The 17,759-nt window shown below is 71.8% G+C and carries 11 protein-coding genes; 6 read left to right on the top strand and 5 right to left on the bottom strand.

Features of this window, described 5'->3' with window-relative positions; translation table 11 throughout:
• The first annotated feature begins 162 nt into the window (after positions 1-162).
• Positions 163-1,170 carry a LacI family DNA-binding transcriptional regulator gene (locus Leucomu_RS14285; protein ID WP_128387627.1) on the top strand — a complete coding sequence of 336 codons (1,008 nt, stop codon included), beginning with the start codon at positions 163-165 and terminating at the stop codon, positions 1,168-1,170.
• A 116-nt stretch (positions 1,171-1,286) separates the two neighbouring features.
• Here Leucomu_RS14285 and Leucomu_RS14280 read toward each other — a convergent pair whose 3' ends face one another.
• Together Leucomu_RS14280 and Leucomu_RS14275 are read right to left on the bottom strand one after the other, a co-directional pair.
• Positions 1,287-2,102, bottom strand: a complete 816-nt coding sequence (locus Leucomu_RS14280) for a response regulator transcription factor (protein ID WP_128387626.1) — start codon at positions 2,100-2,102, stop codon at positions 1,287-1,289.
• Positions 2,099-3,535, bottom strand: coding sequence for a sensor histidine kinase (locus Leucomu_RS14275; protein WP_128387625.1), 1,437 nt, complete (start codon positions 3,533-3,535; stop codon positions 2,099-2,101). The genes Leucomu_RS14280 and Leucomu_RS14275 overlap by 4 nt, the downstream gene beginning before the upstream one ends.
• A 132-nt stretch (positions 3,536-3,667) precedes the next feature.
• On the opposite strand from Leucomu_RS14275, the gene Leucomu_RS14270 reads away from it, so the two are divergent.
• Together Leucomu_RS14270 and Leucomu_RS14265 are read left to right on the top strand one after the other, a co-directional pair.
• A complete protein-coding gene (locus Leucomu_RS14270) occupies positions 3,668-4,573 on the top strand; it encodes an ABC transporter ATP-binding protein (RefSeq protein ID WP_017883950.1) in 906 nt (301 codons plus the stop codon).
• Positions 4,570-5,697, top strand: a complete 1,128-nt coding sequence (locus Leucomu_RS14265) for an ABC transporter permease (RefSeq protein WP_128387624.1) — start codon at positions 4,570-4,572, stop codon at positions 5,695-5,697. The genes Leucomu_RS14270 and Leucomu_RS14265 overlap by 4 nt, the downstream gene beginning before the upstream one ends.
• 153 nt (positions 5,698-5,850) lie before the next feature.
• On the opposite strand, the gene Leucomu_RS14260 is transcribed toward Leucomu_RS14265, so the two are convergent.
• Positions 5,851-6,702, bottom strand: coding sequence for an aldo/keto reductase (locus Leucomu_RS14260; protein WP_128387623.1), 852 nt, complete (start codon positions 6,700-6,702; stop codon positions 5,851-5,853).
• A 171-nt stretch (positions 6,703-6,873) separates the two neighbouring features.
• On the opposite strand from Leucomu_RS14260, the gene Leucomu_RS14255 reads away from it, so the two are divergent.
• The gene (locus Leucomu_RS14255) at positions 6,874-8,310 is read left to right on the top strand and encodes a DHA2 family efflux MFS transporter permease subunit (RefSeq protein ID WP_267128503.1); all 1,437 of its coding nucleotides are present in this window, start codon (positions 6,874-6,876) and stop codon (positions 8,308-8,310) included.
• 64 nt (positions 8,311-8,374) lie between these two features.
• Positions 8,375-8,686, top strand: a complete 312-nt coding sequence (locus tag Leucomu_RS14250) for an MTH1187 family thiamine-binding protein (protein WP_128387621.1) — start codon at positions 8,375-8,377, stop codon at positions 8,684-8,686.
• Between the two features lie 105 nt (positions 8,687-8,791).
• Here the strand turns inward: Leucomu_RS14250 and Leucomu_RS15625 are convergent, their stop codons facing one another.
• Both Leucomu_RS15625 and Leucomu_RS14245 read right to left on the bottom strand, forming a co-directional pair.
• Complete coding sequence (locus Leucomu_RS15625) at positions 8,792-9,883, bottom strand: DUF5979 domain-containing protein (protein WP_228407389.1); 1,092 nt, start codon at positions 9,881-9,883, stop codon at positions 8,792-8,794.
• Between the two features lie 1,918 nt (positions 9,884-11,801).
• On the bottom strand, positions 11,802-15,377 hold the full coding sequence (locus Leucomu_RS14245; RefSeq protein ID WP_164884578.1) for a hypothetical protein: 3,576 nt from the start codon (positions 15,375-15,377) through the stop codon (positions 11,802-11,804).
• A gap of 298 nt (positions 15,378-15,675) precedes the next feature.
• Between Leucomu_RS14245 and Leucomu_RS14240 the strand changes: the two genes are divergently transcribed.
• Positions 15,676-17,670: a sigma-70 family RNA polymerase sigma factor gene (locus Leucomu_RS14240; protein ID WP_164884577.1), complete on the top strand. Its 1,995-nt coding sequence runs from the start codon at positions 15,676-15,678 to the stop codon at positions 17,668-17,670.
• Positions 17,671-17,759: the final 89 nt, after the last annotated feature.

Below are 17,759 nucleotides of genomic sequence, written 5' to 3'. Positions count from 1 at the left end.
TCGTTTCAATAGGCATTGAAGCACACAGGTTTCGAGCTCGTCAAGCGGAGGTTTCGAAGTGCGGGTGATTGTTATTGAAGCGTTTCAGAGCCGGGACGCCGCGGAGTAGACTGGCGGAACCATGCGGGCGGAAACCGCCCCGTCGAGCCGGGAGGGAAGCGGATGGCGACCAGCATCCGAGATGTTGCTCGCGAGGCCGGCGTCTCGGTCGGCACCGTCTCGAACGTGCTGAACCGCCCCGGCATCGTAGCCCCGGCCACGGTCGCCCGCGTGACGGAGGCCATCGAGGCCCTCGGCTTCGTGCGGAACGACGCCGCCCGCCAGCTGAGGGCGGGACGCAGCCGCAGCTTCGGGCTCGTCGTGCTCGACACCCGCAACCCCTTCTTCATGGATGTCGCCCACGGCGCCCAGGGGCGGGCGCTCGACGACGGCTACACCGTGCTCATGGGCGGCAGCGACGAGTCGAGCGAGCGCGAGCAGAGCCTGCTCGACATGTTCGAGGAGCACCGCGTTGCGGGCGTGCTGATCTCCCCCGTGCGCACCGAGCTGACGCAGCTGCACCGGCTGAGGGACGCGGGCATCCCGGTCGTGCTCGTCGACCGGGGCACCAGCGACCGCTCGTTCTCGTCGGTGTCGGTCGACGACGTCGAGGGTGGACGCATCGCCGCCCGCCACCTGATCGAGGCGGGGCGTCGCCGGATCGCCTTCGTGGGCGGGCCCGAGGGCCTGGAACAGGTCGACGACCGTCTTGCGGGTGCGCGTTCGATCGTCGAGCAGCACGCCGGAGCCTCGATCGAGCTCTTCCCGACAGAGGCGCTGAGCGTGCTGGAGGGGCGGAGGATCGGCGGCCTCCTGGCGCAGATGGAAGCCGACCGGCGGCCCGACGCCGTCTTCGCGGCGAACGACATGCTCGCGATGGGTGTGCTGCAGGCGCTCGTCATGACGGGATCGCTGCGGGTACCGGAAGACGTCGCGCTGATCGGCTACGACGACATCGACTTCGCAAGCGCCGCCGTGGTGCCGATCAGTTCGGTGCGGCAGCCCGCCGTCGAGATCGGCGCCACGGCCGTCGATCTGCTGCTGAAGGAGGCTGAAGCGGGCAGCACCGCGGAGCGGGAGCAGATCGTGTTCCAGCCGCGGCTGGTCGTCCGCTCGTCCACGGCGGGCTGAGAGCGGAGCGGCGCGCGGGCGCATCTCGGGACACCCGGGTACTGGGTCACGGCGGCGCGAGCGCGGGATGCGGGCGGGCGCGGCGCCTACCGGTGCACCCCCGAGGTGCCCGCCGCTCAGACGATGTCGCGCGACTGCGCGACACCGCGGGTGTGGGCCCACACGACGGCCTGGATGCGATCGCGCACTCCCAGCTTCTGCAGCACGTTCGAGACGTGGGTCTTGATCGTGGCCTCGCCGAGGAACAGCTCGCTCGCGATCTCGGCGTTCGACCGGCCCTCGGCCATGAGCGACAGCACCTCGCGCTCCCGTTCGGTGAGCCCCGCGCGGTCGAGCGCTGCGGCGGCCTCGGGCGGTGCCTGCGTCTGCGCCGGCGCCTGCGCGGCCGCGGCGTCGACGGTCGCGCCGGCGGTCGCGCGCCGCCCCTCGTCCGATGCGCTGCCCCGGTCGGCCGGACCGGCCGAGCCCGGTTCGCCTGGTCTGCCTGCACCACCCGGGCCCGGCGCGCGGGCCGAGATCCGATCGATGACGGCGCGCGTCACGTCGGATCCGAGCAGCGCCTGCCCGGAGGCCAGCGTGCGCACGGCGTCGATGAGCTGCTCGGCCCGCGAGGTCTTGAGCAGGAATCCGCTCACGCCCGCGGCGAGGGCGTCGAAGAGGTATGCCTCGTGACCGAAGGTGGTGAGGATCAGCACGGCCGGGCCCTCTGCACTGGGGTCGCCGAGGATGCGACGCGACGCCTCGATGCCGTTCATCTCGGGCATCTCGACGTCCATGCAGATCACGTCGGGGTGCAGCTCCGCGGTGAGTTCGACCGCCTCACCGCCGTTCGCGGCCTCGCCGATCACCTCGATGTCGGGCTCGCTCTCGAGGATGATGCGGAACCCCGAGCGCACCAGCGCCTGGTCGTCGACGAGCAGCACGCGGATCATGCGCGCACCTCCCCTCGGTCGGCGGCGAGGGGCGTCCCGCCGCTGCGCTCGCGAACCGTATCTCCGTGCGCTTCCCCGCCGTTCCCGCCCTGCGCGGCGGCCTCGCCGCCCGCACCGCGCTCGCCCGGGTCGAGTGCGACGCCGTCGGCTGCGTCGCCGACGGCGTTCGGCACCGTCGCCCGCACCATGAAGCCGCCCGTGCTCGCCCCCGCCGCCGGTTCGCGGCGCCCCGCCCGCACGGTGCCGCCGACGGCGCCGATGCGCTCCCGCATGCCGCGCAGCCCGAGCCCCGAGCCCTCGGCGGGCTCTCCCGCGCGCTGGCGCACGCCGTCGTCGCTCACCTCGACCTCGACGGCCTCGCGCTCGAAGCGCAGCCGCACCTCGGCGGACGCCCCGCGCCCCGCGTGCTTGCGCACGTTGGTGAGGGCCTCCTGCACCACGCGATAGAGCGCCACGTCGACGAGCATGGGGAGCGGCCGCGGCTCGCCGGCGATGATCAGGGTGGTGGGCACGCCGGCGCTCTGCGACTCGGAGACGAGCGTGGCGAGCTGGGCGATGCCGACCGTGCTGGACCCGCCCTCGACCTCGGGCGTGCGCAGCGTGTGCACCAGGCGCCGCAGCTCCTCGACCGCGGTGTGCGCGCTCTGCTCGACGACCTCGAGCGCGGCGGCGGCGCGATCGGGATCGCGCTCGATGCTGCGCCTCGCCGCCGCGGCCTGGATACCCATGACCGAGACGTGGCGGGCGACCACGTCGTGCAGTTCGCGGGCGATGCCGAGGCGGTCGAGGGCGACCGCCTGTGCGGCGCTGGTCTGGCGCTCGAGCTCGAGTTCGCGCCCCTGCGCCTCCAGGTGCGCCTGCGTGCGCGCCGCGCGCCACGAGCGCTCGCCGAAGTAGTAGGCCCCGCCGAAGTACATGAGGTTGGTGATGAGCTGGATCACCGCGAAGGTGGCGTACGCCGAGAACAGGCCCGAGCGCGACAGCCCGGGGAAGGCGTCGGTGTCGGAGGAGGAGATGATGAGCGACAGGATGAGCCACGCGATGAGGGCGCCGCCGATGGCGATGCGGGCCCAGGCCGCGAGCACCCCCCTGGCCTCCCAGGCCCCCACCGTGTAGAGGGCGATGAAGAGGCAGATGTTGACGATGAGGATCTCGGGGACGCCGAACTGGCCGCAGATGAAGAAGCCGACCGCCACCAGGGCGGCCACCGGCACGGGGTAGCTGCGGCGCAGGGCGAGGGGCACGGTGGTGAGGCCGAGGCCGACCGCCCACACCCACGGCTCGGCCGGGTCGGCGAGCAGGCCGGTGCGCAGGTAGAGCAGTGACGTGGTGAGCGCCGCGAACGCGAGCAGCGCCGCGAGGCCGAGGTCGGCTCGCAGGCTGCCGGCGCTCGGCTTGGGCCGCACCCACTCGGCGGCGCTGTGTTCTGTCATGCCTCTAGGGTAGGGGGAGCCTCGGACATCGCACGTCAGCCTCGGGGCGGAGCGGGTTCCGCCCGGCGGGGGAGGCGCGATGCCGGCGGTCCGCCGTAGCGTGGAGACAGCTCAGGAAAGGAGCGAGACGAGATGATCGAGATCACAGGCGTCTCCCGCAGTTTCGGAGACCGCAGAGTGCTCAGCGACGTGAGCTTCGGCGTCGAGAGCGGTCGCATGACCGGCTTCGTCGGCGGCAACGGCGCGGGCAAGACCACCACCATGCGCATCATCCTCGGGGTGCTGTCGGCCGACGCGGGCACGGTGACCCTCGACGGCAGCCCGCTGACACCGGGGGATCGCGCACGGTTCGGCTACATGCCCGAAGAGCGGGGGCTCTATCCCAAGATGAAGGTGCTCGAGCAGCTCGTCTACCTCGGCCGCCTGCACGGCATGAGCGCCTCCGCGGCGAAGGCCTCCGCGACGGGCCTCGTCGAGCGACTCGGCCTCGGCGAGCGGGCGAACGACACCCTTGAGAGCCTCTCCCTCGGCAACCAGCAGCGCGCGCAGATCGCCGCTGCGCTCGTGCACGAGCCCGTCGCCCTCGTGCTCGACGAGCCGTTCTCGGGCCTCGATCCGATCGCCGTCGAGGTGGTGCTCGGCGTGCTGCGCGACTACGCGGCGCAGGGCGCGCCCGTGCTCTTCTCCTCGCACCAGCTCGACATCGTCGAGCGGCTCTGCGACGACGTGGTGGTGATCGGCGACGGCAAGATCCTCGCCTCCGGCTCCCGCGAGGCCCTGCGCGCCGAGCACTCGGGGCGCGAGTTTGAGATCGAGCTCGCCGGTCCCGCGGCCGATGCCGGCTGGGTGCGCGAGCAGCCCGGCGTGGCGGTCACCCACCTCGACGGCGGTTTCGCCCGCTTCGACGCCGACAGCGACGACGCGGCGCAGGCCGTGCTCGTGCGCGCGGTCGGCCACGACGCGGCCGCATCCGTCGTGCGCCGGTTCGGCCCCGTCACCCCCACACTCGCCCAGATCTTCAAGGAGGTCGTGCAATGACCACGCAGACGCATTCCCGCAGCGGCGCCCGCCCCGTGAGCGGCGCGCAGGGCGCCTGGCTCGTCGCCGAGCGCGAGATCACCACGAAGCTGCGCAGCAAGGCCTTCCTCGTGTCGAGCGGCGTACTGCTGCTCTTCGTGCTCGCCGGCGTGCTGTTCAGCGGGTTCATGGCGAACTCGGGCGGCCTCGGCGGCCCGACGAAGGTCGCCGCGGTCGGCGAGGCATCGACGGTGCTGCAGCCGCTCGACGGCGAGGGCTTCGAGGTGACGGAGGCGCAGGATCGCGCCGCCGCCGAGCAGCTCGTGCTCGACGGCGAGGTCGCCGCGGCGGTCGTGCCGGGCGGCGACACCGCGGTCGATCTGACGGTGCTCGCGAAGGACAGCCCGCCGAGCGACGTGATGGGCGCGCTCTCGGCGTCGCCGTCGGTCGAGCTGCTGGCGCCCACGACCGACAACCCGGCGCTCGCCTACATCATCGCCATCGCCTTCGGCGTCGTGTTCATGATGAGCGCGATCACCTTCGGCACCACGATCGCGCAGAGCGTGGTCGAGGAGAAGCAGACCCGCATCGTCGAGATCCTGCTCGCCACCGTCTCGGCTCGCACCATGCTCGCGGGCAAGATCCTCGGCAACAGCATCCTGGCGCTCGCGCAGGTCGTCGCGATCGTGGCGATGGCGTCGATCGGCATGCTGGCGACGGGGCAGGATCTGCTGCTCGGCGAGCTCGGCACCTCGCTCATCTGGTTCGGCATCCTCTTCGCCTTCGGCTTCGTGCTGCTCGCCACGATGTACGCGGCCCTGGCGACGCTCGTGTCGCGGCAGGAGGACGTGGCCTCCGCCGTGAGCCCGGTGATGTGGCTCGTGATGCTGCCCTACTTCGCGATCATCTTCTTCAACGACAACCCCCAGGCGCTCGCGATCATGAGCTATGTGCCGTTCTCGGCTCCGATCGGCATGCCGATGCGCCTCTACCTCGGCACCGCGGAGTGGTGGGAGCCGCTGCTCTCGCTCGGCGTGCTGGCCGTCTCGATCGCGATCGTGCTGTGGATCGGTGCGCGCATCTACAGCAACTCGATTCTGCGCACGGGCGCGAAGGTGAAGCTGAGCGAGGCGATCAAGGGGTAGTTCCTGCTGCCGCGACGGACAGGGCGGCGATCCGTATGGGATCTGCCGAGGATATGACCGATTCGAGTTCGAATCCCATATCTTCGGCGGATCCCATATTCATGGGCGGGGCACGGGCGGGGTACGGGGCCGGTCCGGGCGGGGCCTCCGCCCTCAGTTCACCTCGTCGGGGTGCGAGCCGCTGCGGAAGCCGCGATCCAGCTCGGCGATCGCGGCCATCGTCGACGCGTCGAGTTCGAAGTCGAACACGTCGCCGTTCTCGGCGATGCGCGACGCGCTGCTGGCCTTGGGGATCACGACGCCGCCCGTCTGCAGGTGCCAGCGGATCACGAGTCGCGCGACCGAGACGCCGGCGTCGCGCGCGAGCCCGGCGAGCACCGGGTCGTCGAGCAGCCGGCCGCGGGCGAGCGGCGACCAGGCCTCCGTGGTGATGCCGTGCTCGGTGTGGAACTCGCGCAGCTCGCGCTGCTGCAGCCACGGGTGCAGCTCGACCTGGTTGACCGCGGGCACCGTCTCGGCGCCGTCGAGCAGCTGCCGCAGGTGCGCGATCTGGAAGTTGCTCACCCCGATGGCGCGCACGCGGCCCTCCGAGCGCAGCCGCTCGAGCGCCCGGTAGGTCTCCACGAACAGGCCGCGTGCCGGGCAGGGCCAGTGGATGAGGAAGAGGTCGAGCTGCTCGAGGCCGAGCTCGTCGACGGTGCGGTCGAAGGAGCGCAGGGTGCGATCGTAGCCCTGCTCGGTGTTCCAGACCTTGCTGGTGACGAACAGCTCGTCGCGGTTCAGGCCGGCCTCGAGGGCGTTGCGGATCCCGCGCCCCACCCCCGGCTCGTTGCCGTAGAACGCCGCCCCGTCGAGGTGGCGGTAGCCGGCGTCGATCGCGAGCCCCACCAGCCGCTCGGCGTCGTCGGCCGGCACCTTGTAGAGCCCGTAGCCGAGCTGGGGCATCTCGACGCCCGGGGCGATCGGGATCCGGGGGGCGGGAAGGGGCGCGCCTGCTGCAGTCATGCCTCGACGCTACCGAACGGGGGCCGCCCTGCCCACCCCGCCCTCCGAGGCGCGCCCCGCGTGCGTGTCGGAGGGCGGGAGTAGGCTTGCCGGGTGAACAGCGCTCAGCCCTCGAACACTCCCGAGATCAGGCCGTGGCCGGCCCTGTGGTCGCTCGTGCTCGGCTTCTTCATGATCCTCGTCGACACGACGATCGTGTCGGTGGCCAACCCGTCGATCATGCGCGGTCTCGACACCACCATGGTCGCGACGCTGTGGGCCACCAGCGCCTACCTGCTCGCCTACGCGGTGCCGCTGCTCATCACGGGCCGCCTCGGCGACCGCTTCGGCCCGCGCCGCGTCTACCTCGTCGGGCTCACCGTGTTCACGCTCTCCTCGCTCGCCTGCGGGCTGGCCGACGGCGTCGAGACCCTCATCGCCGCCCGCGTCTTCCAGGGCCTCGGCGCCTCGCTCATGACGCCGCAGACGATGGCGGTGATCACCCGCATCTTCCCGCCGCGCGAGCGCGGCGCCGCGATGGCCGTGTGGGGCGTCACCGCGGGCGCGGCGACGCTCGTCGGCCCGATCCTCGGCGGATTCCTCGTCGACGCCTGGGGCTGGGAGTGGATCTTCTTCATCAACGTGCCCGTCGGCGTGATCGCGTTCGTGCTCGCCATGCGCTTCGTGCCGGTGCTGCCCACCAACGCGCACCGCTTCGACTGGCTGGGGGTGCTGCTGAGCGCGCTCGGCATGTTCCTGCTCGTCTTCGGCATTCAGGAGGGCGAGAGCTTCGACTGGGGTGTGATCTGGGGGCCCGTCACGGTCTGGAGCCTCATCATCGCGGGTGCGGTGGTGCTGGCGCTGTTCGTGCTGTGGCAGTGGCGGCAGCGCGGCGAGCCGCTGATCCCGCTCGAGATCTTCCGCGACCGCAACTTCTCGGTCGGTTCGGCGGTCATCGTGACGGTCGGCTTCTCGGTCACGGGCATGTCGCTGCCGCTGATGCTCTACCTGCAGCTCGTGCAGGGGCTCACGCCCACGCAGTCCGCCCTCATGATGGTGCCGATGGCGGTGCTCTCGATCGTGCTGGCGCGCCCGGTGGGGCGGCTCATCGACCGCCGCGACCCGCGTCTCCTGCCCGTGCTCGGCCTGCTGCTCGTCGCGGTAGGTCTCGCGTGCTACTTCTTCATGGCCCGACCCGAGACGCCGATCTGGCTGCTGCTGATCCCGAGCGCCGTGCTCGGCTTCGGCAACGCCTTCATGTGGGGCCCGTTGGCGTCGATCACCACGTTCGGGCTCTCGCAGCAGCTCGCCGGCGCCGGTTCCGGCGTCTACAACACCAGCCGTCAGGTGGGCGCGGTGCTCGGATCGGCCGCGATGGCGGCGTTCATGGGATCGCGGATCGCTGCCAAGCTGGGGCCTGAGGTCGCCGATGCGGCCGGCGGCGCGGGTACTGAGGGCGGCGGGGGATCCGGCGCGCTCCCGGCGGCGCTGCACGACGGTTTCGCCGCGGCCATGGGCGAGTCGATCCTCATGCCGATGGGCGTGATCGTGATCGGCGCGCTCATCGCCCTGCTCTTCGCGCCGCGCCCGGCCCGCACCGGCGGCGTGCGGCTGCCGGTCGAGCGGTGAGGGGCTCCTGCGATACTCGGATGAGGGCCGAACGGCCCGCTCGTCACTGCAGGAAGGCAAGCACATGATCGTCGCATTCTCCGTCGCCCCGAGCGGCACCGGCCAGGCCGGCGCCTCGGTGTCCGACGCCGTCGCCGAGGCCGTGAAGGTGGTGCGCGCCTCCGGGCTGCCGCACCGCACCAGCAGCATGTTCACCGAGGTCGAGGGGGAGTGGGACGAGGTCTTCGACGTGGTCAAACGCGCCACTGAGGCCGTGCTGCCCTTCGGCTCGCGGGTGTCGCTCGTGATCAAGGCCGACATCAGGCCCGGCTTCGAGGGCGAGCTCGACGCGAAGCTCGAACGGCTCGAGCGCGCGATCGAGCGCTCGGGGGAGTAGGCCTTCGGCTCCGGCAGCGCGCTGTGCAGCGCGCGCGGGGCTCAGACGCCGCAGCGGCGGCCGCCCCGGAGGGCGACCGCCGCTGCGGCGTCTCGACGGATCGGATCAGACGTCGGCCTGCTTCCGGCGTCGCCCGGCGAGCACGCTCCCCGCGGCGCCCGCCGCGAGGAGCGCGACGACGGCGGCGACGAGCGCCCCGAGATCGGCGCCCGTGGTCGAGAGGGCGTCGTCCGGGCGCTGGGCCGGGTCCTCGGTCGGGCTCACCGGGGGCACCCCGTCGAACACGTTCGAGACGAGCGCGGTCGTGCCGCCGGCTGCGACGACGATCCCCTCGCGATTCGTGCCGGCGGTCTCCTCGCCCGACACGGTGATGGAGCTCGACTTCGCGCCGCCGTCACCGGTCTCGGTGAGCGTGCAGCGCGCACCCTCGGGGAGCTCGGACTCGGCGTGCCGTTCGCCCGCGCGCAGGGCGAACCGCTTGGTGATCGGCTCGTCCAGCCCGTTGGCCTCGCAGACGAGCTCGAAGGAGTACTCTGCCGAGCGGCGGTCGTCTCCGACGGGGTGCTCGTCGGCGCTGAGCACCGACTTCTCCACGACGATGCCGCCGAGCGTGTACGTGTTGCCGAATCGGAGGTGCGTCTCGCCGTCGGCCTGCTCGCGGATGCGGACCTCCGCGCTCAGCCCGTCGGTCGCCGGGGAGACCCCCGGACCGGCCTCGATCGAGCGCCCGGTCTCGCCGTGCGCGCCGAGGGCGCCGGCTTCGGACGCCGTGCAATCGGTGCCGATGGGCAGGCCGGGCACGGTGGCCGAACCGTTCTTCGGCACCATCACCGTCGCCGAGTCGCCGAGGTCGAGCGCGACCCGCGCGGGATCGGCCACCCCGCTCGGAACGGTGCACGAGAGCGCGACGGGGAACTCCTCGGGCGCGTTCGCGGCGCCGGGTCCGGCGACCTCCTTCGAGATGACGAGCGGTGCGGTCTTCACCGTGACGCCCGCACGCTGCGGCGTCGACGGCAGGTTCACCCGGTTGCCCGAGGTGTCCCAGGCGATGACACCGTTCTGGTTCCAGGCGAACTGCGGCGTCGCGTACTGATCGAGCGCCGCGCGGAGGCCCTGTGCCGAGGCATCGACCACGCGGTTCACCGTCTCGAACTCGATGGTGACCTCGCCCGCCGGTGCGAGCGGCGACGCGGCCATGTCGATGTCGACGCGGATCCCCGCGATGTCTGCGACAGCGCCGGTGTACGCCTCGAGAGGCGTCCACACGTTCGCCGGATTCGTCGCGGTGTCCGAGCAGGTCGGGTCGGACACCCAGAGAGATGCGCCCGGCACGTCGCCGACGCACGCCGCGGGGTTCGACGTCACCTCGACAGTGGTCGTGGCGCCGGCCGGCAGACCGGAGAAGCGGAACACATCGGCGAGATCCTCACCGACGAGCACGGGACGGAATGTCGACCCGCGAGCGGCCCCTCCAGCGAGCATCTTGTCGCCGACGGTCGGCATCATGTCGACGATCGTCATGTGCGAGAGCGGGTTCGTGCCGGTGTTGAAGTGCTGCAGCTTCCAGGTGTCGGTCGCCCCCACGGCGGTGTACGACGCGCAGGGATTGCGCGTGTAGCCGGATCCGACGGGGCGGTAGCTGGTCGGCAGGCACTCGTCGCCGGTGCGCACGTCGAGCGCGCCGTTCACGAGGTTCTCGCCGAGCGTGTCGAGATGCTCGCCGTTCACGGTCTTGGCCGCGCCGACGACGGTCCCCGCACGCGGCTGCACGAAGTTCGTGTTCGAGCAGCGGTAGGCCTCGACCGGCGCGGGCGGTTGCTGCCCGAAGTCGTTCGGCTGCTGGCACACCGCGAGCGGCACGCCGGTCTCGACGGTGACGGTGTTCTGCGCCTGCGTGCCCGTGGGCACGGGCTGAAGGGCCAGCCCGAGGCCGATGGTCATCGTCTCGCCGGGCTCCATGCGGGAACCCGCGGGCCAGGTGAACACCAGCGAATCGCCGTCATCCGAACGCGAGATGGTGACATCGGCGGGGTCGGAGCTCAGCCCCGCCTTGCCGCTCGCACCGGGCGCGCTCGTGAAGGTCGGCTGCTCGCCGTCCCACTCGAGCGTGGAGGGGAGCGCGTCGGTGACGCTCGTTATCGGCAGGTAGCCCGTGCCGGTATTCGTGAAGACGAGCTGCCAGGGCATGTTCACGAGCGGCTCCACCTGGTGGGTGCCGGTGTCGTTCGGGGCGCGCTTGCTGACCCGCAGCGAGTGGGTGCCGGGGCCGAACGTCACCTCCGCATCGGCGTCGTCGTTTGCGCTGCCGTATTCGCGGTTGTCCGCCACGACGATCGCGGTGTTCTGCTCGAGGTCGCCCGACCAGTCGACCTCGGCGTCCGCGCGCAGGCGCACGGTGAAGGGCAGCACGGCGGTGCCCCACGAGGCGTTCCACGAGCTCGCCCCCTGCGGGAAGAGGCCGTTGCCGGCCGCCCGCGAGAAGTCGACCGCGACGCCGGTGATCGAGCCCGGGTCGCCGGTGAAGACGTCGAACGGCACCCAGGTGCCCCCGACCTGCACCTGCAGTCCCGCGGTGTCGGCATCCTTCGGCGCGGTGAGCGCACCGAACGATACGAACTCGAAGCGCTTCCAGAAGGACTCGGTGTCGTCCTCGATGCGCAGCGTGTTCAGCGGCGCGGTGGACCCGTTCGAGTTCGCGGTGAGCGCGACCTGCACGGGATCCGACGGCGAGGTCTCGATGATCGTGCCGCTGCTGGACGCGCCGTGCTGCACGGAGACGGTCTTCCGAAGGCCCACCTGCACGGCGGCTTCTCGGAGATCGACGGCGGCTTGCGCGGTGTCGCTCGGCTGCGTCTCGGGGGCGACCACGGCATCCCAGCCGCGGGCGACCGCGAGGTTCGGCACGGTGACGACCGACACGAGGTCGCCGCCCTCGATCGGATCGCCGGTGAGGCGGGAGTCCTCGCGGAGCTGCATGTCGAGGTGCATGACCAGTTCGGCGCCCGCGGGGATGCGGTTGCCGTTCTGCTCGGGATCGGTTCCGGAGAACGTGGTCGCGATGCCGATCACATCGGGGAGCAGCGCCGTGAACGCCGGGTCTCCGCTGAGCACCTGGTCAAGTGTGAACACCTCCTGCACGCCGGCCGGCGTGCCGTCGTAGACCCAGACCTCGACCTCGCTCTGGGCGGTGTCGATGTACGCGGGCAGGGTGCCGAAGCTCACTCCCGTGAGGGTGAAGGTGTCGAAGTGGTTCTTCGGGCCGGCGACCTCCGCCGCGTAGTCGCGGCCGGTGAACTGGCTCTCGTCGATGGCGGCGGGGCTGTTCGGCTTCTGGGTGTCCGTGATGCGGATCTTCGCGAGCTGCATCGCGCCCTTCGCGCCGGGCTCGGAGGTCGAGGCGTTCGACGCGGTGAGCGTGTACCGCGCACGCGGGTAGTCGCTCGGGTCGAGCTCGCCCGGGTTCGGCACGGTCATGCCGATGCTCGCCGTCGGTGCGCCGGTGGGGGGCGCCGCTCGCGGCGTCGATGGGCTGCACCTGCTTCACGAGGTCGACGTTCGTCTTGCCGTCGAGCACCTGGATGGTGTCGGAAGCGGTGTAGGAGTCCGACGTCGTATCGCTGCGGATACCCGTGGCGGTGAAGACGTTCTCGATGCAGCCGTCGGCGGCGTCGACGCAGTTGAAGGCCGTGTCGTGCTCCTTCACCCACTTCACCGAGCTGTCGGCGGTGCGTGCGCGCTCGCGCAGCTGCCAGTCGAGGCGGAAGGCGCGGATGTCTGCGGAGGCGGAGACGCCGGTGCCGACTGCGGGGGCCGTGAGGTCGCCGGCCTGGCTGGCGGCCTCACGCGCTGCGGTGTTCTCGGCGAGCACGAGGCGCACCCCGAGGGTGCTGAGCTGCTGCGCCGGGGTGAGGGTGTACCCCTTGAAGCCGTTCGCGTCCATCCAGCTGCCGCCCGGCACCGGGGTCACGCTCGTCCAGGCGGTGCCGTCGAAGAGCTGCACGTCGGTGACGACGTCCCAGACGAGGCGGGGGTCGACCGTGCCGTCTCCCGCCGATCCGCCGGTGCGGATCGGGCGCACGTGGGTGAGGTTGAACGCCTCGAACACGGTGCCTTCGCCGCTCGCGGTGGGGTTCTGAGGATCCTGCAGCTCGACCGTCGTGTAGCCGGGCTCGGTCGAGGCCCAGCGCTGCGTGGTCGAGGTGCGGGCGCCCGACTGCGAGGTGAGCACATCGTCGGCCCAGGCCTTGGCCGCCCACATGCCCGTGCCGGGTTCCGGCCCGTTGTCGCGGGAGCCGCGGATGCCGACGGTCTCGTCGTCGGTGTCCGCTCCCGTGACGACGCGGTCGTCGAGCTCGCCGGTGCCGGTCGCCGAGGCGGTGTTCTCATAGCGCTCGACGGCGAGGAAGTCGGTCGCGGTCGGCTGCGAGTCGTCGCTGCGGAGCGTGGGGCGCGAGGTGAACGAGAGGTTCGGCTTGACGTAGGTCTTCTGCGAGAGGCCGTTGTCGTTCGTGTAGACGAAACGCACGCCGGTGATGCCGGCGGGCAGGTCGTAGGCCTCGTCCTCGGCGGGGTTGGTGACGAGCGGGGTCGGCGACCAGTTGCCGTCGGCGTCGCGGGTGTAGATCTCGAGATCGGCCTGCCCCGCCGGCTCGGCCGAGTTGAGCGGGCGGCTGATGGGGGGAAGGATCTGCTTCGCGTCGAAGGCGTCCCAGAAGGTGCCGGCACCGCCCCAGGCGTCTTCGACGACGATCTCCGTGGGCTTGGTGCGGCCCCCGCCCGTCGCCACCTCGGTGTCGAGCTGCACGACGACGTTCTGACCGGGGAGCACGGTGCCGGGGCCGACGCGCTTGTCGATCGTGACGTCGATCCGGGGCGCGACGAGCGAGAGCGTCGCGCTCGCCTCGTCGGTGGCGTCGGGCAGGCCGGCCTTCGTGCCGGTCACGTCGATGACGTTCGGCATCGGATCGGTCCTCGCGCCGGGCGCGACGAAGCTCTCGTCGGAGTTGGTCTGGATCCGGTAGCGCACCTCTGCGGCGGTGTTCGTCGAGATCTGCCCGGAGTAGACGATGGTGAACCCGGTGATGGTCTCGCCGGCCGGAGGGGCGGGGAGGGGATCGCCCTGCGCCACGGATACCGTGGTGGGGCCGCCGTCGTGGAACCAGACGATCTCGGCCGAGGTCGCGCCGTTGGGCCAGACTGCATCGAGGTCGCTGTTGTCGAAGCCGTCGAAGATGAGATCGTCGCCGAGGAAGCGGGCATCGGAGCCCGTGCCCGGTTCGGCGATCGTCAGGGTGTCGAGGGTGGTGCTCCGAGGCGCCTCGGGGTTGATGGCGCGGAACACCACGCCCACCGTCTCGCCGGCGGTGACGTCTGCGAGCGCGGTGGTCTCCGTGCCGTCGGGGAGCGCGAAGAACCGCTTCTGCGCGTCGACCGAGATCGCCTCGGGGGCGACCTCGAAGTCGGCCTCCGCGGGCTTCGAGACCGGCGGCTGACCCGGGGCCTCCACCGTCGCGAGCACGGTGTTGGTCGAGGTCCAGCCGGTTGAGATGTTCGCGCCGCTGCTGCGGTTCGTCTCGCGCTGCGTGACCGAGAAGGCCTGCGACACCGAGGCGCCGGGGGCGATGGCGGCGTCGGTGGAGGTGTAGGCCGTGCGCACACCTGCGATCTCGGAGTTCGGGATGCCCGCGGTCCAGGTCACCCAGTTCCAGGATGCGCCGGTGAAGCGGTAGACCTCGACGTCGGTGGCATCCGCGCCGGCGGGCCGGGTGCTCGTGGGATCCGCGGGCGCGGTGAAGCCGGCGAAGTCGACGAAGTTGAAGGGGTTGCCGGCGGGGAGTTCGCTCGCCCCGTCGGGTGCGAGCGCCGGGTCGGCGGGATCCTGCAGCCGAAGGGCGCCGGCCGGGACGTTCGACGCCTGCGTCGCGCCGATGGTGACGGTCGAGGCGGCGCCCGGCTCGTAGCTCTGCCCGGCGGGGCTCCAGCTCTTCGCCGGCGCCACGTCGATCACGACGGGGTTGTCGATCTCGATGATCGCGCTCGACGAGGTCTCGAGCGGCCTCGTGCCGGACATCGCGGTGAACGTCGCGGTGTTGGTCAGATCGGTGCGCAGCACCGGATCGTTCGGCGAGAGATCGCTCGGAACGGTGATCGTGTACTCGAGCACTCCCTGCGCGCCGGTGGGGATGCCGGTTCCGCCGGTGTTGCCGGTGCCGGCCTGCACCGGCAGCGCGACGCCCACGGTGATCTGCAGTTCGGCCGGGTTGCTCGGAAGTGCGCCGCTCGCCGGGAGCGCCGGGGAATCGCCCGACGCGACACCCGGCAGGTCGAGGGTGACGCCGGTGCGCTGATTGTTGAAGCTCGCGACGAGGTCGCTGATCTGCCAGCCGGCGAAGGCGGCGGGCAGCGCGTCGACCACGACCGCGGGGCCGTCGGCGTCCTCGTCGTTCGCGAGGAACTCGACGCGGTAGGTGACCGAGTCGCCGGGGCGCAGATCGCGCGCCTCTTTTCCGCCGTTCACCGTTTTGCTGATGAGGATCGAGGCCCCCTCGGCTGCGGTCGCCGGCGGCAGCTGGCCGCCGAGCGCGAAAGCGCCGCCGAACAGCAGCGCGGAGAGTGCAGCGGCGAGCAGGCGCGTCGCGCTGCGCCGCCTCGCCCGGTTCCGATCCTTCGAGTCGAGTCCGTTGACCCGCATACCTTGCCCCCTTCATGGCGATTCGAGCGCTTCCGGCGCTCGAAGCCCGACTTCCGCACTTGGGAATACTTCTGGGGGAAGCGAGTGCAGAAGCCGGGCACGTATGAAGACGGGCGAAGCCGTGAAATGTGACGCGCGTTTGACAAAGTTTTTTCTGCGAGTGCTGCGCGGGTCGAACTTTCAGGTGGTTTCGCGGATAATCGAAGTGGGGACCCGAGCGCCGATTCCGGCGCTGGGGGCTTGTCTGGGTGGCCGGCGCTGGGAATACGCCGTGCTTCCGCAATCCGCGGGGGCTTTGGTGATTGGCGAGCATCGGCGAGCGCGCTCGGATTCCGAGCTGATCTCCCTCAGCCGTGACGGTGACGGCGGGGCGTTCGCCGAGCTGTGGAACCGCCATCGTCGTGCCGGTCATGCTGCCGCCAGGAGCATCGCCCCCTCCCTCGACTCCGACGACCTCGTCGCCGGCGCGTATCTGAAGATCTTCGAGCTCGTCCGAGAGGGGCGCGGACCCACCGGTGCGTTCCGTCCGTACCTCTACCGGGTGATCTCCTCGCTCGCGGCAGACGCCTTCCGCTCTCCGGAGCACGCCGTCGCCGATCTCGAAGCGATCCCCGCCCTCAGCGGTGCCGGCCCGTGGGAAGACGAGGCGTTCGACCGCGACGCTGCAGCCCGCGCCTTCGCCGCGCTGCCCGAGCGTTGGCGCACCGTGCTCTGGTACACCGTGGTCGAGGGGCTCCCGCCGCGTGAGGTCGCACCGATGCTCGGGCTCTCGGCGAACGGCGTCTCGGCGCTCGCGGCTCGCGCGCGGGAGGGGCTGCAGGCGGCGTGGGTGGAGTCTCACGCCGACATGGAGGTCGCCGACGTCGCCTGCCGCACGGTGCGGCAACGCCTGCAGAGCTACCGGCGCGGCAGGCTCACCGCGAAGCGGAGACGCGAGGTCGCGGCGCATCTCGGCTCCTGCGAGGCGTGCGCCGCGGTGGACGCGGAGTTCCAGGCGCTCAATAGCCAGCTCGCCCTCGTGCTGTCGGTGGTGGTGCTCGGTGTCGGCTCCGCGGCCGCGTTCGCCTCCGCGCTCGCGGCAGGCACCGGCGTCTCGGCCGTAGCAGCGGCGGCAGTCGGGAGCGCCCCCGGCATCGGCGGCTTGTCCGGAGGCGCCTCCGGCAGAGCCGGGGCCGGGTTCGGCGGAGCGACCATCGCGACCATCGCGGTGGCCTCGGTAGCGCTCGTCGCGGCTGCGGCCGGCGGCGTCCTGCTGCTGAACTCCCTGAGCGACCGCGACGCGGGAGGCGCTGCCCCGATCGAGGCCGCGCCCCGGGATCGCGAGGTCGACCCCGCCGAGGCCGGCTCGGAAGGCCACGACGCGGGCGGATCCGGGCCGGCGGCGGAGTTCGAACCGGTAGCACCGTCGCGCACCGGCGAAACGCCCGTGCCGCTCATCGCCGTCGACCCGCCGTCGGCCGCGGTGCCGCAGCCGGATCCGGGCGAACGCGCCACGCCCGTCCCCCCGGAGCCCTCGGTGGTGCCTCCCGATCCGGTCGGCCCGACCGATCCGGTCGATCCGGTCGATCCGGTTGATCCGGAGCCGCCGAATGATGGGCTCCTCCCGGGAGCCGAGTGCTTCACCCCCGACGTCGACGCCGGGCAGTACGTCGTCTCCGGGCGGTCGAGCGCGCCGGGGACGGTCGAACTGCGCTTCCCCGCCGAGCTGGGCGGCGGAGCAGCGGCGGCGGTGACCGGGGGCGACCGGAACTGGTCGTCGCAGGCGCTGCCCGCGCTCGCCGCGCTCGTCGGCGGAGCCGCACCTCCCGAGGCGCGGCTCGTCACCGACGCCGCCGCCGGCCCCTGGACGCCCGTCCCGGTCGCGCAGTGCGGCGGGACCGGTCCGATCGTCGTGTCCGAGCTGAGCGTTCCGGAGCTCTGCGCGGCGATGCCTGCGGGCGAGGCGACCGCCCGCCTCGACGGCACGCTCTCGGAGTACGGGGTGGTCTTCGCGAGGCACCGGGCGCCCGCGGGCACGACGCCGATCGTCGACCCGCTGCTCGACGGCGCTCCCGATCTTCGCTACCCGTGGGTCGCCTGGCACGGCATTCTCTCTCGCGCCGCTCTCTGGGAGCCCCACTCCTGGACGGCGTCGTTCCCCATCGACGCCTCTGCCGCCTCTGTCGCGGAGTACAACGCCGGCCGCGCGGGGCTGATCGAACTCCGGGTGCAGACTCCGGGCTTCTGGTGGGCGGGGCCCGGTACGACGTCGCCGTGGATGCCGGTCGACCAGCTGGTGGAGTGCGGGTCGTAGGGCAGGGAACCGCGGTCGGGCCGTGCGCCGACCGCTGCGGCGCGTGTGGGCGTGTGCGCCCGCAGCGTACGCGGCGCTCGAATGTCGGA

This window comes from Leucobacter muris (genome assembly GCF_004028235.1).
In the GTDB taxonomy this organism is placed as follows: Bacteria; Actinomycetota; Actinomycetes; order Actinomycetales; family Microbacteriaceae; genus Leucobacter; species Leucobacter muris.
Note: the sequence above shows the minus strand (reverse complement) of the source record. Positions and strands in the feature narration are given on the sequence as shown.